This is a genomic window from Pseudomonas lini (genome assembly GCF_001042905.1).
GTDB lineage: Bacteria > Pseudomonadota > Gammaproteobacteria > Pseudomonadales > Pseudomonadaceae > Aquipseudomonas > Aquipseudomonas lini.
Map to the genome: position 1 here is coordinate 122,255 of NZ_JYLB01000003.1, position 25,857 is coordinate 148,111.

At 60.4% G+C, this 25,857-nt stretch carries 22 protein-coding genes; 10 read left to right on the plus strand and 12 right to left on the minus strand.

Annotated elements, in window-relative coordinates; translation table 11 throughout:
- The first annotated feature begins 304 nt into the window (after positions 1 to 304).
- The 3 genes from hydA to preA all read left to right on the plus strand — a co-directional run bounded on the left by hydA (position 305) and on the right by preA (position 4,542).
- Positions 305 to 1,744, plus strand: a complete 1,440-nt coding sequence (gene hydA / locus TU81_RS09235; protein WP_048394628.1) for a dihydropyrimidinase — start codon at positions 305 to 307, stop codon at positions 1,742 to 1,744.
- Between the two features lie 155 nt (positions 1,745 to 1,899).
- On the plus strand, positions 1,900 to 3,267 hold the full coding sequence (locus TU81_RS09240; RefSeq protein WP_048395304.1) for an NAD(P)-dependent oxidoreductase: 1,368 nt from the start codon (positions 1,900 to 1,902) through the stop codon (positions 3,265 to 3,267).
- Positions 3,268 to 4,542 (plus strand): NAD-dependent dihydropyrimidine dehydrogenase subunit PreA, encoded by a 1,275-nt coding sequence (gene preA, locus TU81_RS09245; RefSeq protein WP_038984168.1) that lies wholly within the window; start codon positions 3,268 to 3,270, stop codon positions 4,540 to 4,542.
- A 143-nt stretch (positions 4,543 to 4,685) separates the two neighbouring features.
- Here the strand turns inward: preA and TU81_RS09250 are convergent, their stop codons facing one another.
- Positions 4,686 to 5,306 (minus strand): TetR/AcrR family transcriptional regulator, encoded by a 621-nt coding sequence (locus TU81_RS09250; protein WP_007899508.1) that lies wholly within the window; start codon positions 5,304 to 5,306, stop codon positions 4,686 to 4,688.
- A gap of 328 nt (positions 5,307 to 5,634) precedes the next feature.
- Between TU81_RS09250 and TU81_RS09255 the strand changes: the two genes are divergently transcribed.
- The 7 genes from TU81_RS09255 to TU81_RS09285 all read left to right on the plus strand — a co-directional run bounded on the left by TU81_RS09255 (position 5,635) and on the right by TU81_RS09285 (position 12,899).
- Complete coding sequence (locus tag TU81_RS09255) at positions 5,635 to 6,930, plus strand: OprD family porin (RefSeq protein ID WP_048394629.1); 1,296 nt, start codon at positions 5,635 to 5,637, stop codon at positions 6,928 to 6,930.
- 278 nt (positions 6,931 to 7,208) lie between these two features.
- The gene (locus tag TU81_RS09260) at positions 7,209 to 8,021 is read left to right on the plus strand and encodes an NAD-dependent epimerase/dehydratase family protein (protein ID WP_048394631.1); all 813 of its coding nucleotides are present in this window, start codon (positions 7,209 to 7,211) and stop codon (positions 8,019 to 8,021) included.
- 45 nt (positions 8,022 to 8,066) lie between these two features.
- The gene (locus TU81_RS09265) at positions 8,067 to 8,960 is read left to right on the plus strand and encodes an SMP-30/gluconolactonase/LRE family protein (RefSeq protein ID WP_048394633.1); all 894 of its coding nucleotides are present in this window, start codon (positions 8,067 to 8,069) and stop codon (positions 8,958 to 8,960) included.
- 60 nt (positions 8,961 to 9,020) lie between these two features.
- Positions 9,021 to 10,004: a TRAP transporter substrate-binding protein gene (locus TU81_RS09270; protein WP_048394635.1), complete on the plus strand. Its 984-nt coding sequence runs from the start codon at positions 9,021 to 9,023 to the stop codon at positions 10,002 to 10,004.
- Between the two features lie 76 nt (positions 10,005 to 10,080).
- The gene (locus TU81_RS09275; protein WP_048394637.1) at positions 10,081 to 10,608 is read left to right on the plus strand and encodes a TRAP transporter small permease; all 528 of its coding nucleotides are present in this window, start codon (positions 10,081 to 10,083) and stop codon (positions 10,606 to 10,608) included.
- Entirely contained in the window at positions 10,609 to 11,889 is a 1,281-nt protein-coding gene (locus tag TU81_RS09280; protein ID WP_048394639.1) for a TRAP transporter large permease, read from the plus strand.
- A 134-nt stretch (positions 11,890 to 12,023) separates the two neighbouring features.
- On the plus strand, positions 12,024 to 12,899 hold the full coding sequence (locus tag TU81_RS09285; RefSeq protein WP_048394641.1) for an aldose 1-epimerase: 876 nt from the start codon (positions 12,024 to 12,026) through the stop codon (positions 12,897 to 12,899).
- Here the strand turns inward: TU81_RS09285 and TU81_RS09290 are convergent.
- The 11 genes from TU81_RS09290 to TU81_RS09335 form a co-directional block, all read right to left on the minus strand.
- A complete protein-coding gene (locus TU81_RS09290) occupies positions 12,884 to 14,611 on the minus strand; it encodes a hybrid sensor histidine kinase/response regulator (RefSeq protein WP_048394643.1) in 1,728 nt (575 codons plus the stop codon). The two genes, TU81_RS09285 and TU81_RS09290, sit on opposite strands and share 16 nt — an antisense overlap.
- On the minus strand, positions 14,595 to 15,758 hold the full coding sequence (gene ercA, locus TU81_RS09295) for an alcohol dehydrogenase-like regulatory protein ErcA (protein ID WP_048394645.1): 1,164 nt from the start codon (positions 15,756 to 15,758) through the stop codon (positions 14,595 to 14,597). The genes TU81_RS09290 and ercA overlap by 17 nt, the downstream gene beginning before the upstream one ends.
- A gap of 233 nt (positions 15,759 to 15,991) precedes the next feature.
- Complete coding sequence (gene pqqE, locus TU81_RS09300) at positions 15,992 to 17,125, minus strand: pyrroloquinoline quinone biosynthesis protein PqqE (protein WP_048394647.1); 1,134 nt, start codon at positions 17,123 to 17,125, stop codon at positions 15,992 to 15,994.
- Positions 17,122 to 17,874 (minus strand): pyrroloquinoline-quinone synthase PqqC, encoded by a 753-nt coding sequence (gene pqqC, locus TU81_RS09305; RefSeq protein ID WP_048394648.1) that lies wholly within the window; start codon positions 17,872 to 17,874, stop codon positions 17,122 to 17,124. The genes pqqE and pqqC overlap by 4 nt, the downstream gene beginning before the upstream one ends.
- Positions 17,875 to 18,030: 156 nt before the next feature.
- Positions 18,031 to 18,945 carry a pyrroloquinoline quinone biosynthesis protein PqqB gene (pqqB, locus tag TU81_RS09310; protein WP_048394650.1) on the minus strand — a complete coding sequence of 305 codons (915 nt, stop codon included), beginning with the start codon at positions 18,943 to 18,945 and terminating at the stop codon, positions 18,031 to 18,033.
- Between the two features lie 54 nt (positions 18,946 to 18,999).
- Complete coding sequence (gene pqqA, locus TU81_RS29430; protein ID WP_010455123.1) at positions 19,000 to 19,071, minus strand: pyrroloquinoline quinone precursor peptide PqqA; 72 nt, start codon at positions 19,069 to 19,071, stop codon at positions 19,000 to 19,002.
- A 261-nt stretch (positions 19,072 to 19,332) separates the two neighbouring features.
- Positions 19,333 to 20,853 carry an acetaldehyde dehydrogenase ExaC gene (gene exaC / locus TU81_RS09315; RefSeq protein WP_048394652.1) on the minus strand — a complete coding sequence of 507 codons (1,521 nt, stop codon included), beginning with the start codon at positions 20,851 to 20,853 and terminating at the stop codon, positions 19,333 to 19,335.
- A gap of 308 nt (positions 20,854 to 21,161) precedes the next feature.
- Positions 21,162 to 22,937 (minus strand): PQQ-dependent methanol/ethanol family dehydrogenase, encoded by a 1,776-nt coding sequence (locus TU81_RS09320; protein ID WP_048394653.1) that lies wholly within the window; start codon positions 22,935 to 22,937, stop codon positions 21,162 to 21,164.
- 344 nt (positions 22,938 to 23,281) lie between these two features.
- Entirely contained in the window at positions 23,282 to 24,217 is a 936-nt protein-coding gene (locus tag TU81_RS09325; RefSeq protein ID WP_048394655.1) for a quinoprotein relay system zinc metallohydrolase 1, read from the minus strand.
- Positions 24,218 to 24,232: 15 nt separating this feature from the next.
- On the minus strand, positions 24,233 to 24,982 hold the full coding sequence (locus TU81_RS09330; protein WP_048394657.1) for a quinoprotein dehydrogenase-associated SoxYZ-like carrier: 750 nt from the start codon (positions 24,980 to 24,982) through the stop codon (positions 24,233 to 24,235).
- The gene (locus TU81_RS09335; RefSeq protein ID WP_048394658.1) at positions 24,982 to 25,857 is read right to left on the minus strand and encodes a substrate-binding periplasmic protein; all 876 of its coding nucleotides are present in this window, start codon (positions 25,855 to 25,857) and stop codon (positions 24,982 to 24,984) included. The genes TU81_RS09330 and TU81_RS09335 overlap by 1 nt, the downstream gene beginning before the upstream one ends.

A 25,857-nucleotide genomic window follows, 5' to 3' on the forward strand; every position in this document is an offset into this window, starting at 1 on the left:
CGCATCAACCATAGACCATCCACAAGCGGCTGATTTCACATAGAAAATCTCGTCTATTTTTGGAACCTGTCAAGTGCGTCAAAATGGTGAGAGGCCTCACCATTTTGGTGATTTTCGTATTTAATCGTTATTTATCAATCAGTTAAATCAGTAATAAGCTTATAGAAAATATTCTTGCTCAATCGACAAACTGCAGCTAGCGTCTATTCTTGACAGCGCTGACAGGAATACACCGATTGGCGTCTGCTTCATATAAAACATTTAGAACCGGCATCAGTCGGTCAATGCCTGCGAGGAACTCGGAATGTCTCTGTTGATCCGTGGCGCCACCGTTATTACCCATGATGAAAGTTATCGCGCCGACGTCTATTGCGCCGACGGCGTGATCAAAGCCATCGGTGAAAACCTCGATGTTCCCGCCGACGCCGAAGTGCTCGACGGCAGCGGCCAATACCTGATGCCCGGCGGCATCGATCCCCACACTCACATGCAACTGCCCTTTATGGGCACGGTGGCCAGCGAAGACTTCTTCAGCGGCACCGCAGCGGGGCTTGCCGGCGGCACCACCTCGATCATCGACTTCGTGATTCCCAACCCCCAGCAATCGTTGATGGAGGCATTTCATCAATGGCGCGGCTGGGCCGAGAAGTCGGCGTCGGACTACGGTTTCCACGTCGCCATCACTTGGTGGAGCGAGCAGGTCCGCGAAGAAATGGCCGAGCTGGTCAGCCATCACGGCGTCAACAGCTTCAAGCATTTCATGGCCTACAAGAACGCGATCATGGCCGCCGACGATACGCTGGTGGCAAGTTTCGAACGTTGCCTGGAATTGGGCGCAGTGCCAACCGTGCATGCGGAAAACGGCGAGCTGGTCTATCACCTGCAACGCAAGTTAATGGCCCAGGGCATGACCGGGCCGGAAGCGCACCCGCTGTCACGGCCTTCGCAGGTGGAAGGTGAGGCCGCGAGCCGGGCGATCCGCATTGCTGAAACCTTGGGCACGCCGCTGTACCTGGTCCACGTCTCGACCAAGGAAGCCCTCGACGAAATCACCTATGCCCGCAGCAAGGGCCAACAGGTCTACGGCGAAGTGCTGGCCGGGCATCTGCTGCTGGACGACAGCGTTTACCAACACCCGGACTGGCAAACCGCCGCCGGTTACGTGATGAGCCCGCCCTTCCGTCCTCGCGGCCATCAGGAAGCCCTTTGGCACGGCCTGCAATCAGGCAACCTGCACACCACCGCCACCGACCACTGCTGCTTCTGCGCCGAACAAAAAGCTGCCGGTCGTGACGACTTCAGCAAGATCCCCAACGGCACCGCCGGTATCGAAGACCGCATGGCAGTGCTTTGGGATGAAGGGGTGAACACCGGACGCTTGTCGATGCAGCACTTCGTTGCCCTCACCTCCACCAACACCGCGAAGATTTTCAACCTCTACCCGCGCAAGGGTGCGATCCGTGTGGGTGCCGATGCCGATCTGGTGCTGTGGGACCCGGAAGGCACGCGGACGATTTCAGCCAAGACCCATCACCAGCAAGTCGACTTCAACATCTTTGAAGGCAAGACCGTGCGCGGCGTGCCGAGCCATACCGTCAGCCAGGGCCGAGTGGTGTGGGCCGATGGTGATTTGCGGGCCGAGCGTGGTGCCGGTCGGTATGTCGAACGGCCGGCGTATCCGGCGGTGTTTGATTTGCTGAGCAAGCGGGCTGAGCTGCATAGGCCGGTTGCTGTGAAACGCTGAAATCGAGGCCTTCGGCCTTCGCGAGCAAGCCCGCTCCCACAAGGGAACGCATTCCAAATGTGGGAGCGGGCTTGCTCGCGAAGGCGGCAGTCCTGACAACACAAAAACCAATGCCCACCAGAGGCAATACCTCAAATAACCGTGAGGCCAACACCGTGATCAAGACCCTGAACCACCTCCCGCATCCCCATGAGGACGCGGCCGCCCTCGCCGGCCATTTCACCGATCTGGCGCCACCACTCAACGATCGTCAGGCGCATCTGGAAGCCTCGCGCTGCCTGTATTGCTACGACGCGCCGTGCGTGAATGCCTGTCCGAGCGACATCGATATTCCGTCGTTCATCCGCAATATCCATCAGGAAAACGTTCAGGGAGCGGCACAGAAAATCCTTTCGGCGAACATCCTCGGCGGCAGTTGCGCCCGGGTCTGCCCGACGGAGATTCTTTGCCAGCAAGCCTGCGTGCGCAACAACGCCCAGGAATGCGCGCCGGTGCTGATCGGCCTGTTGCAACGCTACGCCGTGGACAACGCACACTTCAGCGAACACCCGTTCCAACGCGCCGCCGCAACCGGCAAGCGCATCGCCGTGGTGGGTGCCGGCCCGGCCGGTTTGTCCTGCGCGCACCGTAGCGCCATGCACGGCCATGACGTGGTGATTTTCGAGGCGCGGGAAAAGGCTGGCGGCCTCAACGAATACGGGATCGCCAAGTACAAACTGGTGGACGATTACGCGCAGAAGGAGCTTGAATTCCTGATGGGGATTGGCGGGATCGAGATTCGCCACGGGCAGAAGCTCGGCGACAACCTGACCCTCAGCGAACTGCATCAGCAATTCGACGCGGTGTTCCTCGGTCTTGGCCTGGCCGCCAGCAAACAGTTGGGACTGGCCCACGAGGATGCCCCCGGCCTGCTCGCCGCCACCGACTACATCCGCGAACTGCGCCAGGCCGATGACCTGACGCAACTACCACTGGCCGAGCACTGCATTGTGCTCGGTGCCGGCAACACTGCCATCGACATGGCCGTGCAAATGGCCCGCCTCGGTGCCCGCGACGTGAATCTGGTGTACCGCCGCGGCGTCGAGGACATGGGCGCCACCGGTCACGAACAGGATATCGCCAAGGCCAATCAGGTGCGCCTGCTGACCTGGGCTCAACCGCAAAAAGTGCTGCTCGACGATCAGGGCAAGGTGCGCGGCATGCGCTTCGCCCGCACCCGGTTGGCGGAAGGTCGCCTGCAAACCACTGGCGAAACCTTTGAATTGGCCGCCGACGCGATCTTCAAAGCCATCGGCCAGGCTTTCGACGGCAGCGCCCTCGCCGATCCGCTGGCCCGTGAACTCAAGCGTCAGGGCGACCGCATCCTCGTCGATGAACAGCTGCGCACCAGCATTCCGGGCGTGTATGCCGGCGGCGACTGCACCAGCCTCGATCAGGACCTCACCGTGCAGGCCGTGCAGCACGGCAAGCTGGCCGCCGAGGCCATCAACGCTCAACTCATGCTCAACGTGGAGGCTGCGTAAATGGCCGATCTCTCGATTGTTTTCGCCGGCATCAAGGCCCCCAATCCGTTCTGGCTGGCTTCCGCGCCGCCGACCGACAAAGCCTACAACGTGGTTCGCGCATTCGAGGCTGGCTGGGGCGGCGTGGTCTGGAAAACCCTGGGTGAGGACCCGGCGGCGGTCAACGTATCGTCGCGTTACTCGGCGCACTTCGGGGCTAATCGGGAGGTGCTTGGTTTTAACAACATTGAACTGATCACCGACCGTTCGCTGGAAATCAACCTGCGGGAAATCACTCAGGTCAAAAAGGACTGGCCAGACCGCGCGCTGATCGTGTCGCTGATGGTGCCCTGCGTCGAAGAGTCGTGGAAAAACATCCTGCCGCTGGTGGAAGCCACCGGGGCCGATGGCATCGAACTGAATTTCGGCTGCCCCCACGGCATGCCGGAACGGGGCATGGGCGCGGCGGTCGGCCAGGTGCCGGAATACGTCGAGCAGGTCACCCGCTGGTGCAAGACTTATTGCTCGCTGCCGGTGATCGTCAAACTCACGCCAAACATCACCGACATCCGCGTCGCCGCCCGTGCCGCTTACCGGGGCGGGGCTGATGCGGTGTCGCTGATCAACACCATCAACTCGATCACCAGCGTCAATCTGGAGCGCATGGTCGCCAATCCCGCCGTCGGCAGCCAAAGCACCCATGGTGGTTATTGCGGTTCGGCGGTGAAGCCGATTGCGCTGAACATGGTCGCCGAAATCGCCCGCGATCCGCAGACCCAAGGCTTGCCGATCTGTGGCATTGGCGGCATCGGCAGCTGGCGCGATGCGGCGGAATTCATTGCCTTGGGCAGCGGCTCGGTGCAGGTGTGCACGGCGGCGATGCTGCATGGTTTCCGGATTGTCGAGGAGATGAAGGACGGTTTGTCACGCTGGATGGACAGTCAGGGCTACGCCAGTGTCTCGGAGTTTTCCGGACGTGCGGTGGGCAATACCACGGACTGGAAGTACCTGGACATCAACTATCAGGTGATTGCGAAGATTGATCAGGAGGCGTGCATCGGTTGCGGTCGTTGTCACATCGCTTGCGAAGATACCTCGCACCAGGCGATTGCGAGCCTCAAGCAGGCGGACGGGACGCATAAATATGAAGTGATCGATGATGAGTGCGTGGGGTGCAATCTGTGTCAGATCACGTGTCCGGTGCAGGATTGCATCGAGATGGTGCCGATGGATACGGGCAAGCCGTTTCTGGATTGGAACCATGATCCGAGGAATCCGTACCATGTCGCGGTCTGAACACAGCGGCGCCTGAACTGACGCCTTCGCGAGCAAGCCCGCTCCCACAGTGGATCACCTTCGCACACAAATCCTGTGTTCGCTAAAGATCTAATGTGGGAGCGGGCTTGCTCGCGAAGAGGCCAGCTGCAGCGCCGCAAACCTCAAGGCTCCAACCCGATCCCACGCAATATCACACTCGTCACCGTCTGCACCGCCCGCTCGAACTGCATGTCCGACAGCGGCTGGTGATCATTAAGAATATTCACCTGGTGATCAAAGTCGGCGTAATGCTGGGTCGAGGCCCAGATCATGTACAGCAGGCTGGAAGGCTCCACCGGCAGGATGCGTTTGTCCTCCACCCACTGGCGAATTTTCGCTTCTTTCATCTTGGCCCAGTCGTACAGGCTCGCATCCAGTTTCTCACCCAGTGTCGGCGCACCGTGGATGATTTCGTTGGCCCAGACTTTCGAACCGTACGGCCGGCTGCGGGAATGGTTCATCTTGGCGCGAATGTAGCTGCTGAGCACCACTCGCGGGTCGTCGAACATCTCGAAGCACAGGGCGTCCTGCTTCCAGACCTCCAGCAAACCCAGCAGCACCGCGCTGTACAGTTCACTTTTGGTGCTGAAGTAATAATGCAGGTTGGAACGCGGCAGTTGCACTTCGGCGGCGATGTCGGCCATGGCGGTGCTGCCGAAACCTTTTTCGGCGAAGACTTTTTCGGCCCCCAGCAGAATTTTTTCGACGTTACTGCGACGAATCTCGATCTTGTGATTGCCCATGAGGGCTCCCTGACAACAGCGTTGGTCAAGACTAGCATCCGCTCTGGATCGGGGCGACAAGGGAAAATACCGCCAACAATTTTCGCCCGAACACAAACCCCCTGTAGGAGCGAGGCTTGCCCGCGAAAGCGGTCTGTCATTCAACATTGATGTCGGCTGACAGTCCCTCTTCGCGGGCAAGCCTCGCTCCTACAGGGGATGAGGTGCTCGACAAGTCATCGTATAACTTGTGATTGACATTCCTGCAAAGCCTCGCAAATAATCGCCGCCAATGTTGTACGACGACGTATAACAAAAATAACAATAACAAAAACCAGGGAGCGTTACTGTGAGCAGACTCGCCCGCAATTCCTTCGCCAGCACCCCTCGCCCCACCTTCACCCGTCGCCATACCCTCAGCCTGATCGGTTGCAGCAGCCTGGCCCTCGCCCTGCCCATGACCAGCCAGGCCGAAGGTTTCGTCGATGACGCCAAGGCCACGCTGAACCTGCGTAACGCCTACATCAATCGCAACTTCACCAACCCGAACAACGCCCAGGGCAAGGCTGAAGAGTGGACGCAAAACTTCATCCTCGACGCTAAATCCGGCTTCACCCAAGGCCCCGTCGGTTTCGGCGTGGATGTGCTTGGTATGTACTCGCAGAAGCTCGACGGCGGTAAGGGCACGGGCGGCACGCAGTTGCTGCCGATCCATGATGACGGTCGCCCCGCGGACAATTTCGGTCGTCTGGGTGTGGCGCTGAAAGCCAAAGTGTCGAAAACCGAATTGAAGGTCGGGGAATGGATGCCGGTGCTGCCGATCCTGCGCTCCGATGATGGTCGCTCGCTGCCGCAAACCTTCCGCGGCGGCCAGGTCACCTCCACCGAACTCAGCGGCCTGACGCTCTACGGCGGGCAGTTCCGCGGCAACAGCCCGCGCAATGACGCGAGCATGGAAGACATGTCGATGAACGGCAGAGGCGCGTTCACCTCCGACCGCTTCAACTTCGGCGGCGGCGAGTATGCGTTCAATGAAAAGCGCACGCAGGTCGGCGTCTGGTACGCGGAACTCAGCGACATTTATCAGCAGCAGTATTTCAACCTGAGCCACAGCCAGCCCATGGGTGACTGGACCCTGGGTGCCAACCTCGGCTACTTCATCGGCAAGGAAGACGGCAGCGCGCTGGCCGGCGACCTCGACAACAAAACCGCGTTCGCCTTGCTCTCGGCGAAATACGGCGGCAACACCTTCTATGTCGGCCTGCAAAAACTCACAGGCGACAGCGCCTGGATGCGCGTCAACGGCACCAGCGGCGGCACGCTGGCCAACGACAGTTACAACGCCAGTTATGACAACGCCAAGGAACGCTCCTGGCAGGTGCGTCACGACTACAACTTCGTCGCCCTCGGCATCCCCGGCCTGACGCTGATGAACCGCTACATCAGCGGCGATAACGTGCACACCGGAGCGATCACCGACGGCAAGGAATGGGGCCGCGAATCGGAACTGGCCTACACCGTGCAAAGCGGCGCGCTGAAGAGCCTCAACGTCAAATGGCGCAATGCGACCATCCGCCGCGATTTCAGCACCAACGAATTTGATGAGAACAGGATCTTTATCAGTTACCCGATTTCGTTGTTGTAAGGCAGGACACCTTTTCAGGTTGGCATAAATCCCATGTGGGAGCGGGCTTGCTCGCGAAGACGGCGGCACAGTCATTATTGATATCGCCTGGCACACCGCCTTCGCGAGCAAGCCCGCTCCCACAGGTTCAGCGCACTCACGGGGGATGAACATGACCCTCCGTCAATTTCAACCAAAGTCGCGTTGACAAGCACCAGAAAGCCTAACAATACTTCGACCAAGTCATACGACAACCTACAACAAACCCAATAACTACAATTTTCTGTTCAGGGATTTACATGACGACCACATCCCCATTCAATCGCCTGCTCCTGACCGGCGCCGCCGGTGGCCTCGGTAAAGTCCTGCGCGAACGCCTGCGACCTTACGCCAACGTACTCCGTCTGTCGGACATCGCCGACATGGCACCGCCCATTGATGATCGCGAAGAAGTCGTGCCGTGCGACCTCTCCGACAAGCAAGCAGTACATCAACTGGTCGAAGGCGTGGATGCAATCCTGCATTTCGGCGGCGTGTCGGTGGAGCGTCCGTTCGAAGAGATTCTCGGCGCCAACATCTGCGGCGTATTTCATATCTACGAAGCGGCCCGTCGCCATGGCGTGAAACGGGTAATTTTCGCCAGTTCCAACCACGTCATCGGCTTTTACAAGCAGGACGAAACCCTCGACGCCCACTCCCCTCGCCGCCCGGACAGCTATTACGGCTTGTCCAAGTCCTACGGCGAAGACATGGCCAGTTTCTACTTCGATCGCTATGGCATCGAAACCGTCAGCATCCGCATTGGCTCCTCGTTCCCGGAACCACAGAACCGCCGAATGATGAGCACCTGGCTAAGCTTCGACGACATGACCCAACTGCTCGAACGAGCGTTGTACACCCCGAATGTCGGCCACACCGTGGTGTACGGCATGTCCGACAACAAGAGCATCTGGTGGGACAACCGATTCGCGGCGCACTTGGGTTATGCGCCACAGGACACGTCCGAGGTCTTCCGCGAAAAAGTCGAAGCCCAACCAATGCCCGCCGAAGATGATCCGGCCCGGATTTATCAGGGTGGTGCCTTTGTCGCGGCCGGGCCGTTCGGCGACTGAACCCTCGCCAATCCCCACATAACAAAGCCAAGGGAATGCGTTGCCATGCAAGTCGAATTGATTGTCGATGCCCGCAATGCGGTCGGTGAAAGCCCGGTGTGGGTCCCCGAGGAAAACGCCCTGTACTGGGTCGATATTCCGACCGGTGGATTACAGCGTTGGAATGCCGACAGCGGGCACGTTCACGCCTGGAAAGCCCCGCAAATGCTCGCCTGCATCGCTCGTCACAGCGCGGGTGGCTGGGTCGCCGGCATGGAAAGCGGATTCTTTCACCTGCACGCGCACAACGATGGCAGCCTCGACAGCGAACTGCTGGCCCACGTCGATCACGCCCGTCCCGACATGCGCCTGAACGATGGCCGCTGTGATCGTCAGGGCCGTTTCTGGGCCGGCAGCATGGTGCTGAACATGGGCGCCAACGCCGCCGACGGCACGCTCTATCGCTACAGCGCCGGACAACCCGGGCCGCTCGACGCCCGGCTCAGCGGTTTCATCGTGCCCAACGGCCTGGGCTTCAGCCCGGACGGCAAGACGATGTACCTCTCGGATTCGCACCCGAACGTGCAGCAGATCTGGGCCTTCGATTACGACATCGACAGCGGCACGCCATCCAACCGTCGACTGTTCGTCGACATGCATCACTTCCTTGGCCGCCCCGATGGCGCGGCAGTGGATGCCGAAGGTTGTTATTGGATCTGCGCCAACGACGCCGGGTTGATTCACCGTTTCACCCCCGATGGCCGACTGGATCGTTCGCTCCCCGTGCCGGTGAAGAAACCGACCATGTGCGCCTTCGGTGGCAGCCAGCTCGACACGTTGTTTGTGACCTCGATCCGCCCCGCTGATGACCATGACGAACAGTCGCTGGCCGGCGGCGTGTTCGCCCTCAACCCCGGCGTCAAAGGCTTGCCGGAACCGGTGTTCAACGAATTGCTTTAACCCCTCTGCTGCATCGCTGTGCCTTGAATAAAAAAAACAACAAGACTGGAGACACAACCCATGGACTTCAAACGCACCTTGCTCGCCGCCGCACTTCCCATCACTGCAGCACTCACCTTCACCCTCAGCAGCGCCGCCCAGGCGCTGGAAATCAAATTCGCCGACATCCACCCCGCCGGTTACCCGACCGTGGTCGCCGAGGAACAACTGGGTAAAACCCTGGTGACCGACAGCAACGGCAAGCTGACTTTCAAGATGTTTGCCGGCGGTGTGCTCGGTTCGGAAAAAGAAGTCATCGAACAGGCCCAGGTCGGCGCTATTCAGATGGCTCGGGTCAGCCTCGGCATCGTCGGGCCGGTGGTACCGGACGTGAACGTGTTCAACATGCCATTCGTGTTCCGCGACCAGGCGCACATGCGCAAAGTCATCGACGGTGAAGTCGGCGATGAGATCCTCGACAAGATCACCAACTCCGAATTCAATCTGGTCGCCCTGGCCTGGATGGACGGCGGCACGCGCAATATCTACACCAAAAAACCGGTACGCAGCCTCGCCGACCTCAAAGGCATGAAGATCCGCGTGCAAGGCAACCCGATGTTCATCGACACCATCAACGCCATGGGCGGCAACGGCATTGCCATGGACACTGGCGAGATCTTCAGTGCGTTGCAGACCGGGGTGATCGACGGCGCGGAAAACAACCCGCCAACCCTGCTCGAACACAACCACTACCAGAACGCCAAGTTCTACAGCCTGACCGGGCACCTGATCCTGCCCGAGCCGATCGTGATGTCGAAAATCACCTGGGAAAAACTCAGCCCCGACCAGCAAGCGCTGGTGAAAAAAGCCGCCAAAGCCGCACAGGCCCAGGAGCGCACGCTGTGGGATGCGAAGTCGGCCAGCAGTGAAGAAAAACTCAAGGCTGCCGGCGTCGAGTTCATCACCGTCGACAAAAAACCTTTCTATGAAGCCACGGCGTCGGTCCGGGAAAAATACGGCGCGCCTTACGCCGACCTGATCAAGCGCATCGAAGCCGTTCAGTAACCCTCCCTGCATTCATGAAAGGCCCGGCACCGTTGACGAGTGGATCGTCAGCGGCGCCCGGTTACGGTGAAACCCGATGAAGAATCTGCTGCTGCGCATCAACGACAGGATTTACATGACCTGCATCTGGGTCGCCGGCCTGTCGGTCCTGACTATTTCCCTGATCATTCCCTGGGGCGTCTTCGCCCGATACGTCCTCGGTACCGGTTCCAGTTGGCCGGAGCCCACTGCGATTTTGCTGATGATGGTCTTCACCTTCATCGGCGCCGCCGCCAGTTATCGCGCCGGTGCGCACATGGCCGTGGCCATGCTCACCGACCGCATGCCCCCCGAACTGCGCAAGACCATGAGCATCGTTTCGCAGCTGCTGATGGCGACCATTTGCCTGTTCATGGCCATCTGGGGCACCAAGCTCTGTATGTCCACCTGGAACCAGTTCATGAGCGCCCTGCCCACCCTGCGTGTGGGCATCACTTACATGCCGATCCCTGTGGGCGGTGTGCTTACGCTGATTTTCGTGCTGGAAAAACTCTTGCTCGGTGACCAGAGCAACCGTCGGGTCGTGCGTTTCGATCTGGTTGAAGAAAGCGAAGGGGCGGCATGAATGGACGCATTGATCCTGTTGGGCAGTTTTATCGCGTTGATCCTGATCGGCATGCCGGTCGCCTACGCCCTGGGGCTTTCTGCCCTGATCGGTGCGTGGTGGATCGACATCCCGTTCCAGGCGCTGATGATTCAGGTCGCGGGCGGCGTGAACAAATTCTCGTTGCTGGCGATTCCGTTCTTCGTACTCGCTGGCGCGATCATGGCCGAGGGCGGCATGTCCCGGCGCCTGGTGGCTTTTGCCGGGGTGCTGGTGGGGTTCGTGCGCGGCGGGTTGTCGCTGGTGAACATCATGGCCTCGACTTTCTTCGGCGCGATTTCCGGCTCTTCGGTGGCGGACACGGCGTCGGTCGGTTCGGTGTTGATTCCGGAAATGGAGCGTCGCGGCTACCCGCGGGATTTCTCCACCGCAGTCACGGTCAGCGGTTCGGTGCAAGCCCTGCTGACGCCACCCAGCCATAACTCCGTGCTCTATTCGCTGGCCGCTGGCGGTACCGTTTCGATCGCTTCGCTGTTCATGGCCGGCGTGGTGCCGGGCCTGCTGATGAGCGCGTGCCTGATGGTGCTGTGCCTGATCTTCGCCAGAAAGCGCAACTACCCCAAGGGCGAAGTCATCCCCATGCGGCAAGCGCTGAAAATCTGCGGTGAAGCGATGTGGGGCCTGATGGCGATGGTCATCATTCTCGGCGGCATTCTCTCGGGCATCTTCACTGCCACGGAATCGGCGGCGATCGCGGTGCTGTGGTCGTTCTTCGTCACCATGTTCATCTACCGCGACTACAAGTGGCGTGAGCTGCCCAAGTTGATGCACCGCACGGTGCGCACCATCTCGATCGTGATGATCCTGATCGGCTTCGCCGCCAGCTTCGGCTACATCATGACGCTGATGCAGATCCCGGCCAAAATCACCACGATGTTCCTGACCCTGTCAGACAACCGTTACGTGATCCTGATGTGCATCAACGTGATGCTGCTGTTGCTCGGCACGGTGATGGACATGGCGCCGCTGATCCTGATCCTCACGCCGATTCTGATGCCGGTGATTCTGGGCATTGGGGTGGACCCGGTGCAGTTCGGCATGATCATGCTGGTGAACCTGGGGATCGGCTTGATCACACCGCCGGTGGGCGCGGTGCTGTTTGTCGGCTCCGCGGTGGGCAAGGTCAGCATCGAAAGCACCGTGAAAGCGCTGCTGCCGTTCTATGGCGTGCTGTTTCTGGTGCTGATGGCTGTGACTTACATTCCGGCACTGTCGCTGTGGTTGCCGCATTTGGTGTTGTGACCTCAAAAGATCGCAGCCTTCGGCAGCTCCTACAGGATTTGTGTTCGTCCGATATTTCACGGGTGTGCGCGATTCCAATGTAGGAGCTGCCGCAGGCTGCGATCTTTTCAACCATTCAACGCAGGGCGAAAATCATGACCCTCAACACCCTCGAACTCGAAGACGAACTCACCCGCCTCACCCTCGCCCCGGAACTCGGGGCGAGCATCGTCAACTGGACGGTACGCAGCACCGGCCAACCGCTGTTGCGCCACAGCGACCAACACACCTTGAACACCGGCCTGCCCGGCAAACTCGCCTGCTATCCCTTGGCGCCGTGGTCGAACCGCATCTCGGAGGGTGGTTTCGATTGCCCGGTTGGCTGGCTCGCGCTGGCGCCCAACAGTCTCACCGACCCGCTGCCGATTCATGGCAGTGCCTGGCAACAGCCGTGGCAGATCGTCTCGCACACCCGCGATGAAATCGTCCTGCAACTCGACAGCTCCACGCCCTTCGCTTATCGCGCAAGGCAACGTTTCCGTCTGAGCGAGGGCAAGCTGAGCATCGATTTGCAGGTCACCCATCTGGCCGAACACGCCGCCTGGCATGGGGTCGGTTTACACCCTTATTTCCCGCGCACTGCAGGCACTCGGTTGCAGGCGCAGGCGCGACAGGTCTGGTTGTGCGACAGCACAAAACTGCCAACACAACTCACTTCGATACCCAAGGATTGGGACTTCAGCCAGCCCCGGGCATTACCCGAAACGCTGGTGGACAACGGCTTTTGCGAATGGGATGGCCACTGCCTGATCCAGCAACCCGAGCTGGGTTATGAACTGGAATGCCAAGCCACCGGCAGCGACTACTACCTGCTCTACTGCCCCGTAGGCCTGGAATTTTTCTGCATCGAACCGGTGAGCCACCCGGTCAATGCCCATCACTTGCCGGGTCGGCCAGGCTTGCGTTTGCTGGAGCAAGGTCAATCCGCCGAGCTCGGTTTCAGTCTGCGCTATCGCTACGCCAACAGCTGAGTCAGCACCGCGCGCAACTTGCCGGGCTTCACGGGCTTGTTCAGCAGCGGCGCGTCGAGGCGCTGCAATGAGCGACGACACTGGTCGGTGCGGTCGGCGGTGATGATCACCGCCGGAATCGCCCGGCTGAAATGCTCGCGCAAATGCCGAACCACCTCACAACCCACCACCCCGTGATCCAAGTGATAGTCCGCCAGAATCAGTTCCGGCGCCTGTCCCTGCAAAGCCACCAGCGCGGTGGCCTCGTCGGTGGCGGTGACCACCTCACAACCCCACTGCCCGAGCAGCGCGCTCATGCTTTCAAGAATGCTGACTTCGTTGTCCAGCACCAACAGACGCCGGCCCGGCAATGGATTGCCGGTACTCGGTTGCGGCGCGACCTGACTGATCGGCAGTGGAATCTCATGGGAAATCGGTACTTCGATGCTGAACATCGAACCGCACCCCGGCTGCGAATGAACCTGAATCCTGTAGTCGAGGATCTTGGCGATGCGTTCGACAATCGCCAGTCCCAGGCCCACGCCCTTGCGATCGGCGGCGCGCCCGACGTCCAGTTGGTTGAATTCAAGGAAGATCGAGTCAAGACGATCCGTAGGAATCCCGCGCCCGGTGTCCCAGACTTCGATACGCAGCGCATCGCCCCGGCGTCTTGCCCCCAGCAGAATGCAGCCCTCGTCGGTGTAGCGGCAGGCATTGCTGAGGAAGTTGCGCAGGATTCGGGTCATCAGGCGCAAGTCGGTGTGAATGGCGTAATCACCCATGTGCACCCGCAGGTTCAACCCGGCTGCCGCAGCCACCGACTGAAATTCCGAAACCAGTGGCGCGAACAATTCGTCGAGGCGGTACAGGGCAATGTCCGGCTTCACCGCGGCCTGATCGAGCCGGGAAATATCCAGCAGATCGGTGAGCAAGTCTTCGGCCCCCTCCAGCGCCTGATGCGTGCGCTCCACCAGCACCTGCTCGACGTCGGGCAGTTTGCGTTCGCGCAAGGTCGAGATCAGCAAACGCGCGGCGTTGAGCGGTTGCAGCAAGTCGTGACTGGCGGCGGCAAGGTATTTGTCCTTGCTGCGATTGGCGGCTTCGGCAGCATCACGGGCATCGCGCAAGGCTTCTGCGATCTGTTTGCGCTGGGTGATCTGCTGTTGCAGATTGCGGTTGGCGTCCAGTAACTCGTTGGTGCGCGTGGTGACCCGCTGCTCCAGTTCGTCATTGAGTTGTTGCAGGCGCTGCTGAGCGAGTTTTCGTTCGGTGATATCGGCGACAAAGCCCTCCACCAAACCTGCCTGATCCGGTTTGAGCAGCAGGTTCATCAACACGTCGAGGACGCTGCCGTCCTTGCGCCGCAGCTGAGTTTCATAGCCCAGCAGGCTGCGCTCGCGCTGGAGGATTTCACCGATGCTTTCCAGCTCTTGCGCCCCGCCGACGAACAACGTGCCCGCCAGGTCCGTCAGGGAAAACAGCACCTCCTGCGGGCTTTGATAACCGAGCATCCGCGCCAGCGCCGGGTTGGCGGCGCGCATGCCTTCCAGCAGGCTGGCTTGGAAGATCCCGTGTACCGCGTTTTCGAACAGCCATTTGTAGCGGTTGCGTTCGGTTTCCAGTTCATCCAGGCGCGCGGCCAGTTCCGGGTAATGACTCTTGCGCGCCGAGTGGTTGCCTAAGCCGAGTAACCCGGCCAGCGCCCGTTGTTGCTCGTCAGAGGGCTTCGCCATAGACGACCTCGACGTCGCGCTGACTGGATTCGCGCGGGTTGGTAAGGATGCACGGGTCGTGCATGGCGTGTTGCGACAGGAACGGAATGTCCGCCGTACTCACCCCGTGCAGCCCCAGGGTTTCGTGGAAGCCGATGGCGTGTTTGAGGGCGATCAGGTGTTCGACCAGCCGCCCGCAAATCTGCCGGTGATTAAGACCACGGCAATCAATACCGAACGTCTCGGCAATCACCTTGAAGCGCTCCGGCGCCGAGCTGTAGTTGAACGCCACCACGTGTTCCACTAGCACCGCATTACAGAGGCCATGGGGCAGATCGAGGAAGCCGCCGAGGCTGTGGGACATGGCATGCACCGCGCCAAGGATCGCGTTGGAGAACGCCAGCCCGGCCTGCATGCTGCCGAGCATGATTTTTTCCCGCAGGGCGATGTCGCTGGGGTTGGCGATCATTTGCACCAGATTGCCGTTGATCAGCCGCATCGCTTCCAACGCATGGGGGTCGGTGAGCGGCCCGTGACCGGTGGAGACAAAGGCTTCGATGGCATGCACCAACGCGTCGATGCCGGTACAGGCCGACAGGAACGGGTCCATGCTCAGGGTGGTTTCCGGGTCGATCAGCGACACGTCCGGCACTGCGGCCTTGCTGACGATGGAGAATTTCATGCGTTCTTGCTGATTGGAGATGATCACGAACTGCGACACGTCGGCCGACGTGCCGGCGGTGGTCGGGATCAGGATCAGCGGCGGGCTGGGCATGCGCAACATGTCCACACCCTCGAATTCGAGGATGTTGCGCCCGTGGGCGACGACAATGCCGATGCCCTTGCCACAATCCATCGGGCTGCCGCCGCCGATCGCCACGATCACATCGCAGTGATTCTCCCGGTACAGCTCGGCGCCGAGCATGACCTCTTCGATCCGCGGGTTGGGCGAAACGTCGCTATATAGAAAGTAATCGATGCCCTGGGCTTGCAGGCTGACCTCGACATCGGCGACCCAACCGGCGGCAATCACACCGGGGTCGCTGACCACCAGCACCTTGCGGGCGCCGAAGGTCTTGGCGTAATTACCGACGTTGTGCCGACAGCCGGCACCGAAGATGATTTCAGGCGAAACGAATTTACGCAGCTGGCTGAGATTCTGGCTCATTGGAAAGCCTGTTTTTATTGTTTTGGAAGGTAAAGTCCACACTAAAGCATCCGGCTGCGAATGCAATCAGACCAATGGATAGCGAGCTGGGGTGTACTCAGATTTTGTATCCACTGAAGATCAACTGTGGGAGCGGGCTTGCTCGCGAAAGCGGCATTACATTCAACACATCTATTGACTGACACACCGCTTTCGCGAGCAAGCCCGCTCCCACAGGGTTCTGTGTTCACAACTCATCCGCGATAAATCAGTCGCGAAGCCTTTTCATTGCGCAAGGTCAGGTGTTCCATGCCCTGCCCCGGCACATCGGCTTCGTCCCGGGCCTTGAGAATAACGTCGTGGTGCGGCGACTTGCTGCACACCGGGTCGGCGTTGCTGGCATCACCGGTGAGCATGAACGCCTGGCAGCGGCAGCCGCCGAGGTCCTTGTGCTTTTCATCGCAGGAACGGCACGGCTCTTTCATCCAGTCATCGCCACGAAAACGGTTGAAGCCGAACGAGTCGTTCCAGATGTGGTCGATGCTGTGCTCACGCACATTGGGAAACTGCACCGGCAACTGGCGAGCGCTATGACAAGGCAACGCCGTGCCGTCCGGAGTGATGTCGAGAAACAGGTTGGCCCAGCCATTCATGCAGGTCTTGGGGCGTTCTTCGTAGTAATCCGGGGTCACGAAAATCAGCTTGCACGGATGGCCCTCGGCCTCAAGCCTCTGGCGGTATTCATGGGTAATGCGCTCAGCGCGCTGCAACTGTTCGCGGGTCGGCAACAGGCCGACGCGGTTGAGTTCGGCCCAACCGTAGAACTGGCACGTCGCCAACTCGACGAAATCCGCCTCCAGCTCCAGGCACAGTTCGATGATCTGCGCGATCTGGTCGATGTTGTGCCGATGGGTGACGAAGTTCAGCACCATCGGGTAGCCCTGGGCTTTCACCGCCCGGGCCATGGCCAGTTTCTGGGCGAAGGCCTTGCGCGAGCCGGCGAGCAGATTGTTCACCTGTTCATCGGCGGCCTGAAAACTGATCTGGATATGGTCCAGCCCGGCGATCTTAAAATCGCGGACCTTCTGTTCGGTCAGGCCGATACCCGAGGTGATCAGGTTGGTGTAGTAACCCATGTCCCGCGCCGCCTTGATCAGCTCGGCCAGGTCCTGGCGCACCAACGGCTCGCCACCGGAAAAACCCAGTTGCGCAGCGCCCATCTCCCGGGCCTCGCGGAACACCCGAATCCACTCTTCTGTGCTCAATTCCTCGCCCTGTTGGGCGAAGTCCAGCGGGTTGGAGCAATACGGGCATTGCAGCGGGCAGCGATAGGTCAGTTCCGCCAGCAACCACAGCGGTGGGCCGGGTTGCTGTTCGATCAGGCTCACAAGATGATCCCCCGGTGCCAGACCTGCTCGGTGGTGACGGTGTGATACGGCGGGCGATCCAGCTCGTAGGCCATGCTCATCGCGTCGAGCATGCTCCACAGCACATCGAGCTTGAACTGCAGAATCTCCAGCATGCGTTGCTGGCCTTCGACCGTGACGTAGTGCGCCAGGGTGATGCGCAAACCATGCTCGACATCGCGCCGGGCCTGGCTCAGACGCGTACGGAAATAGTCGTAACCGGCCGGGTCTATCCATGGGTAATGGGTGGGCCAGGCGTCGAGCCGAGACTGGTGGATTTGTGGCGCGAACAATTCGGTCAGGGAACTGCTGGCCGCTTCTTGCCAGCAAGCGCGATGGGCGAAATTGACGTAGGCGTCCACGGCAAAACGTACGCCCGGCAGCACTAGCTCTTGCGAGAGGATTTGTTCGCGATCCAGCCCCACTGCTTCGCCCAATCGTAGCCACGCTTCGATGCCGCCTTCACTGCCGGGGACGCCGTCATGGTCGAGGATCCGTTGCAGCCATTCCCGGCGCACGTCGCGGTCCGGGCAATTGGCGAGGATGGCGGCATCCTTGAGCGGGATGTTCACCTGGTAATAGAAGCGATTGGCGACCCAGCCCTGGATCTGCTCGCGGGTGGCGCGCCCGGCGTACATGGCTTGGTGGAACGGGTGGTGGATGTGGTAATAGGCGCCTTTGGCGCGCAGGGCTGCTTCGAATTGGGCGGGGGTCATGGGGGTGTCAGTCATTGCGGTTCTCCGGATTTCGCGGTGTTTGGTCTGACGCCTTCGCGGGCAAGCCCGCTCCCACAGTTGATCGGTGTGAACATAGATTTTGTGTACACCAACAATCCAATGTGGGAGCGGCGGTGCGGCGATCCGACTTGCCCGCGAGGAGGCCATCCGCTACAGCTCAATACTCATGCCGTCATAAGCCACTTCAATCCCGCGCCGCTCCAGCAAGGCGCGCTCGGCCGAGTCTTCATCGAGGATCGGGTTGGTGTTGTTGATGTGGATCAGCACCTTGCGCTGGCGATTGAAGCCCTCAAGCACATCGAGCATGCCGCCGGGGCCGCTTTGCGGCAGGTGGCCCATTTCGCTGCCCAGGTGCTGGCCGACTTCGCACACGCGCATTTCATCGTCGCGCCACAGCGTGCCGTCCAGCAGCAGGCAGTCGGCGCGCAGCATCCAGCTCAATACCTCGGCGTCGACTTGCCCCAGCCCCGGTGCATAGAAAACCGATGCACCGCTGCGCAGGTCTTCGATGAACAGGCCGATGGTGTCGCCTGGCTGCGGATTGCCGCGATTGGGCGAGTACGGCGGTGCATTGCTGACCAACGGAATCGCGCGAAATTGCAGGTGTGGGCAGGCAGCGATACTGAACGGCTCGCGATCCAGTTCGATGGGTTGCCACTGCAAGCCACCATTCCAGTGTTTGAGCATGGTGAACAAGGGAAAGCCGCGGCTCAGGTCTTCGTGAACCCGCTCAGTGCACCAGACCGAATGCGGACAGCCTTCGCGCAGGCTCAACAGCCCGGTGCAATGGTCGATCTGACTGTCCAGCAGGACGACACCGGCAATCGCCGTGTCACGCAAACGTCGGGCCGGTTGCATCGCCGGGAAGCTTTCGAGTTGCGCGCGAATATCCGGTGAAGCATTGCAAAGCACCCACTCCACACCGTCGTCGCTCAGGGCAATGGACGACTGCGTGCGGCGTTGTGCACGCAGGTTGCCGTTGCGCATAGCGGCGCATTGACGGCAGTTGCAGTTCCATTGCGGAAAACCGCCGCCAGCGGCGGAACCGAGAACACGGATGTGCATGGGATGGCTCCAAAAGGCAGGCCCGGCCAACGCGACGGCTGACCGGGCGATCAATCAACGGTTGGCGAAATACATCGTCACTTCGAAGCCAATGCGCAGATCGGTAAACGCGGGTTTATTCCACATGGGTCAATCCTCTTCTTGTTCCGGGCAATTCCGGTAAAGCCATTAATGCACGGGGGATGAGATGACCGAATGCTACTTTCGAAGGAGGTTGTGGGGTGCGTTGGTAGGGGGTGTGGCGTAGATCTTCAAATACACACAAGACCAATGTGGGAGCGGGCTTGCTCGCGAAAGCGGACTATCAGTCAACATATTTGTTGAATATCAAGCCGCCTTCGCGAGCAAGCCCGCTCCCACATTTTGTGGTTGTGGTGTTCTTGCGGGTTAGAAGAACCCCAGCGGATTGATGTCGTAGCTCACCAGCAAATTTTTGGTCTGCTGATAATGGTCGAGCATCATCTTGTGGTTCTCACGGCCGACACCGGACTTCTTGTAGCCACCAAACGCGGCATGGGCCGGGTACAGGTGGTAGCAGTTAGTCCAGACGCGCCCGGCCTTGATCGCCCGGCCCATGCGGTAGGCGCGGTTGATGTCGCGGGTCCACAGGCCGGCGCCGAGGCCGAACTCGCTGTCGTTGGCAATCGCCAGGGCTTCGGCTTCGTCCTTGAAGGTGGTGATACCCACCACCGGGCCGAAGATTTCTTCCTGGAACACACGCATTTTGTTGTGGCCTTTGAGCAGGGTCGGCTGGATGTAATAGCCGGTCGACAAATCGCCTTCAAGGCGCTCGGCCGCGCCGCCGGTGAGCAGTTCGGCGCCCTCCTCCTGAGCGATTTTCAGGTACGAGAGGATCTTGTCGTATTGCTGCTCGGACGCTTGGGCACCGACCATGGTTTCGGTGTCCAGCGGGTTGCCGCGCTTGATCTTGACGATCTTCTTCATCACCACTTTCATGAAGTCGTCATAGATCGACTCCTGCACCAGCGCCCGGGACGGACAAGTGCAGACTTCGCCCTGGTTGAAGAACGCCAGCACCAAACCTTCGGCGGCCTTCTCGATGAACTGCGGCTCGGCGTTCATGATGTCTTCGAAGAAAATGTTCGGCGACTTGCCGCCCAGTTCAACGGTGCTTGGAATGATGTTCTCGGCGGCGCAATGCATGATGTGTGCGCCAACCGGCGTGGAACCGGTGAAGGCGATTTTGGCGATACGCTTGCTGGTGGCCAGCGCCTCACCGGCTTCGCGACCGAAGCCCTGGACGATGTTCAGCACGCCGGCCGGCAGCAAGTCGGCGATCAGCTCGGCGAACACCATGATCGACAGCGGCGTTTGTTCGGCGGGTTTGAGCACGATGCAGTTGCCGGCAGCCAGGGCCGGGGCGAGTTTCCAGGCGGCCATCAGCAGCGGGAAGTTCCACGGGATGATCTGCCCGACCACGCCCAGCGGTTCGTGGAAGTGATAGGCGGTGGTCAGTTCGTTGATCTCGGCGGCGCCGCCTTCCTGAGCGCGGATGCAACCGGCGAAATAACGGAAGTGGTCGGCAGCCAAAGGCACGTCGGCGTTGAGGGTTTCGCGCACGGCCTTGCCGTTGTCCCAGGTTTCGGTGACGGCGAGGATTTCCAGGTTCTGCTCAATGCGGTCGGCGATTTTCAGCAGCACCAGCGAGCGATCCTGCGCCGAGGTTTTGCCCCAGGCATCGGCGGCGGCATGGGCGGCGTCGAGGGCTTTTTCGATGTCGGCGGCGCTGGAGCGCGGGAACTCGGCGATCACTTCACCGGTAACCGGTGAGGTGTTGGTGAAGTACTCGCCGTTGATTGGGGCAACGAACTCGCCGCCGATGAAATTGCCGTAGCGCGGTTTGAAGGAAACGACGGCGCCGGGTGTTCCGGGTTGTGCGTAGATCATGGTGGGCCTCTGTCTGGGTCGATGCCTGTCGAGCCAACAGGCGATGAACCGATAGTAGAGAGCCCCGCCTGCCAGACGAATGCGCCGTTGGCAGGGGGATTCTCGTTATTTGGTAGTAGGTTTGCCCATACGGAACAGGTGATCCTTGTGGCGAGGGGGCTTGCCCCCGTTCGGCTGCGCAGCAGTCGTAAATCCGACCAACGCAGTGAGACAGGAGAAATATCGGGGCCGCTTCGCGACCCAACGGGGGCAAGCCCCCTCGCCACAAAAGCCCGCTCCCACAGGGTTATGCGGTGGAATCAGGTTGATCAGTGTTTGGCAACGAGATCTTTAGGCAGCTTGAACGTCCAGAGCATGCCGCCCTGGTTGAAGTCCTTGACGCGCTTGGCCACTTCGCCGCCCCACAGCGGTACCGCGCCGCCCCAGCCGGAGAGCACGGAGACGTATTGTTCGCCGTCCATTTCCCAGGTGATGGGCGAGCCGAGCACACCGGAACCGGTCTGGAACTCCCAGACTTTCTCGCCAGTCTTGGCATTGAACGCTTGCAGGAAACCTTCCGGCGTACCGGTGAACACCAGGTTGCCCTTGGTGGTCAGCACCCCGCCCCACAGCGGCGCGAAGTTCTTGTGGCGCCAGACTTCCTTGCCGGTTTTCGGGTCGATGGCGCGCAGCACGCCGATGTAGTCTTCGTTCAACGGTTTGATGGTGAAACCGGCGCCGAGGAACGCCGCGCCTTTCTTGTAGGCGATGCCTTCGTTCCAGATGTCCATGCCCCACTCGTTGGACGGCACATAGAACAGGCCGGTGTCACGGTTGTAGGCCATCGGCATCCAGTTTTTCGCCCCGAGGAACGCTGGCGCGACGAACACCGAACTGCCTTTGGCCTCGGAGCCCGGCGCACCCGGACGGCTGGTTTCGTTGTAGATCGGCCGGCCGTTCTTATCCAGGCCGCTGGCCCAGGTGATCTTGTCCACGAACGGGAAGCCACGGATGAATTTGCCGTTGGTGCGATCGAGCACGTAGAAGAAACCGTTACGGTCAGCCGTGGCTGCGGCTTTGATTTCTTTGCCGCCTTCGTTGTAGTTGAACGACACCAGTTCGTTCACGCCGTCATAGTCCCAACCGTCGTGGGGCGTGCTCTGGAAGTGCCATTTGATGGTGCCGTCATCCGGGTTCAGCGCCAGGCGCGACGACGAGTAAAGGTTGTCGCCAGGACGCAGGTGCGAGTTCCACGGCGCCGGGTTGCCGGTGCCGAACAGCAGCAGATTGGTTTCCGGGTCGTAGTAGCCGCCCAGCCAAGGCGCAGCGCCGCCGGTTTTCCACAGATCGCCCGGCCAGGTCTTGCCCGCTTCGCCGCCGGAGATGCCGTTCTCCACAGCCTTGCCGTCCTTGTAGACATAACCCATGTGGCCTTCAACGGTCGGCCGGCTCCACAGCAGGCTGCCGTTTTTCGGGTCGTAGGCTTCGATCTTGCCCACCACCCCGAACTCGCCACCGGCCACACCGGTGATCAGTTTGCCGTTGATGACCAACGGCGCGGCGCTGATGGAATAGCCTTCCTTGTGGTCGGCGACTTTCTTGCTCCAGACGACTTTACCGGTGTCCTTGTTCAGGGCCACGAGTTTGGCGTCGAGGGTGCCGAAAATCACCAGATCGCCGTACAGCGCTACACCACGGTTGATCACGTCGCAGCACGGACGGATGTCATCGGGCAGGCGCGCGTCGTATTGCCAGAGCTTGCGACCGGTGCGCGCATCCACCGCGAACACCCGCGAGTAGGAGCCGGTCATGTACATCACGCCGTCCTTGATCATCGGCTGTGCCTGCTGACCGCGCTGCTTTTCCCCGCCGAACGAAAAGGCCCAGACCGGGCGCAGATCCTTCACGTTGTCGACATTGAGGGTGTCCAGCGGGCTGTAGCGCTGACCCTGGACGCCCAAGCCGTTGGTGACGACCTGCTCCGGGTTCTTCGGGTCCTGGAGAATATCTTGATCGGAGACTGCGGCCAATGCCTGGCCAGACAACAGCATGGCACTGAGCAGCACGCTCAAGGCGAAGGGTTGGCGACGTGCGGGTTGGGTCATGACGGCTACCTCTGCGGTTTTTGTTATACCCGGGAAATTTTCCCGGTCTGGTGCAGATTCTTGGGCGCCGCCGCCCTTGCAACAATTGCCCGCAGTGCGGAGATTGCTAGTTCCTTAGTACCGGGTCGGAGGAGATGGACACCTGTTTTGTGATCGACACCGGTCCCTGTGGGAGCGGGCTTGCTCGCGAAGGCAGTGTGTCAGGCAACATCAATACTGAATGTGAATGCCTCTTCGCGAGCAAGCCCGCTCCCACAGGGGATCTTCGGTGTACACAACATCTGCGTTCACACCGCTCAAATGTGGGAGCGGGCTTGCTCGCGAAGGCGGTGTGTCAGGCAATATCAGTGCTGGCCGGAATCCACCCGCCTCATCTGCCCCCGTTCGTAACGCGGGTACAAATGGCTGACGCTGCGAATCAGTTCATAGCGGCTCAAGCTGATCCCGGTGAAACGCTCGGGGATGGGGCTGCGGATCATCTCGGCCATGTCGCTGCCATGGGCCGCGCCATCGCGCATCAGCTGGTCCAGCCAAGTGAGGTAATCGCGCATCTGCTCGAACGGTTTTGTATCCGTGGCCACCGGCCCATGGCCGGGGACGATCAGCGTCCATGGCAAACCCTGCAGGGTCGCGATGTCCGCCAGCCACACCGGCAGCCCCGGGCTGTTGGGCGTGGACAGGGCGCGTTGATAAAACACCAGGTCCCCGGCAAACAACACGCCGGTTTTCTGGTCGAGAATAGCCAGATCCGCGCCGGTGTGCCCACCCAGACTCAGTAGACGCAAATCGTGATTCCCAAAACTTTTCACGCCTGGCATCAGCGTCTGCGTCGGCAACACCACCTCGGTGCCGCGCATCCAGTCGCCCACCAGCCGATACATGTTCTCGGCCATGGCATCACCCTGTTGATGCAACAACTCGGTGGTACCGGCCAAAGCGCCGATCGGCACGTCGGTGAAAGCCTGGTTACCCAACACATGGTCGGGATGGTGATGGGTCAGCAACACCTGAATCACCGGTTTATCGGTGGTCGCCGCAATCGCTTTGCGCAGGGCTTCGCCATAGCGTTTCGACGGCCCGGTGTCGATGACCACCACGCCCTGCTCGGTGACGATGAAGGCGGTGTTGACGATGTTGCCGCCGTTGCTCTTGGCGAAGTTGTCGGTGCTGCCTTCCAGCAACCAGGTGTTTTCGGCAATCTGCCGGGGCTTGAGTGCGTAATCGGGATCGGCCAGGGCCGGCAGGCTCAGACTGATGAACAACAGCAGCATCCAGCGCATCACTCGCTCCTTGGGTCAGGGAATGGCCGCATCGAATTGATTGCCGCTGTTGTCGCGCAGCACCAGACGCGTCTGCCCTGCTCCTTCGATATCGAAGGCCAAATTGGGGTTTTCGCTGACCGCCGGGAACAACTCCAGACGCGCCAGCAGTTGATCGTTTTGATCGCGCAGCTCTGCGTGATTGATGAAGAATTCCGGGATACCGCTGACCATGCCGTTGTCCATCGGATGCGCCACCTGCAAACGCACGCGACTGAACTCACCACGGGGATAGCGACCACCGAACACCTCGCCGATGCGTTCCTCCCAACCCGGCTGGGTGCGCACCACACTCGGCGCCGTGCAACCGCCGCCCGCCGCATCGATCAGGGTCGAGCCGACATGCCACAGCCCATCGCGGGTCAATACCGCCGCACGTAATGGCGTGGCCTGTTCAACGCGGATGCGGATCGACAGCCACGGCAGCACTCCGGTCAAGGGTTCGAAGTCGACGATTTTCGGCAGAGGATTGAGTTCGGCCCAGGCGAGGATTCGCACCACTTCACCCTTGAACGCCCGGGCGTCAATTTCCAGCGGTACTTGTCGGGCGTCTTCGGCAAATGGCGGCGCGAGTAACTTGACCCGCTCGTCGAACACGAACGGTGCATCGCCCAACATCTGCTTGTGATAGAACGCCCACATCACCGACGGCACCGGATCGACATCCGCCGCGTTCGCGACCAGGGGCAACCAGCAGGCCAACAGACAACTCGCTCGCCAGTTCACTATTGATACATCTCGGGTACGTCATACCGCAGGCCGTAATGGGCATAAATGGCTTTCACCGAGCCCTCGCGAATCAAGGTCTCCAACGCCTCTTCCACGGCGTAAGCCAGTTGCCGGTTGCTTTCATGCACCGCCATGCCGATCTCCCAGAGCTGCTTGCCCATGTTCGGGTAGGCGTTTTCCGCCAGGGCCACTTGCGGGTCGGCGGCCTGGTGGACTTGCCAGTCGATCTCGCCGCGCATGGCCATCACCGCGTCGACTTCACCGGCCTTCATTGCGGCAAACGCCTGGGGTACGCCCGGGTAATGGTGGGTCTTGGCGGCGAGCATGCCGTTGAACACCGAGGTCAGGTAAAACGACGGCACGCTGTCGACTTCGACGCCGATCGGGTGTTGCTGGAACACTGCGACGCTGGCCACCGAGTCCAGCCGACGACGGTCGTAAGCGACTTGCCATTGTTCGGTCTGGTACGGCCCGAACATCACCACATGGCCGTTTTCCAGCTCACCCAGTTCATTGCGTTTCTGTGAGTAATCGCGATCGTACGGCACGCGCATCATCAGGTCGGCCAGTTGCTGATTGTGCAGCTGACTGGCCCGCCAGATGTAATCGCGCAGGTCGTCGTCGAGCTTTTCCCCGGCGGGTGCCCAAATCAGTTTCAGGCGTACTCCCATGGCCTTGGCCAAGGCCTGGGCGAGTTCGACATCGACCCCGCGAGCCTCGCCAGCGTCTTCAAAGCTGTAGGGCGCGAAGTCCTTGTACACCGCGACTTTCAGCTCGGCGGCGGCGATCATTTCGTCATAGGTACGGACCTGCGCCTGCGCTGTCTGGCAACACAGCCACACAGCGCCGATCAACACCGCGAGCAAACGCAT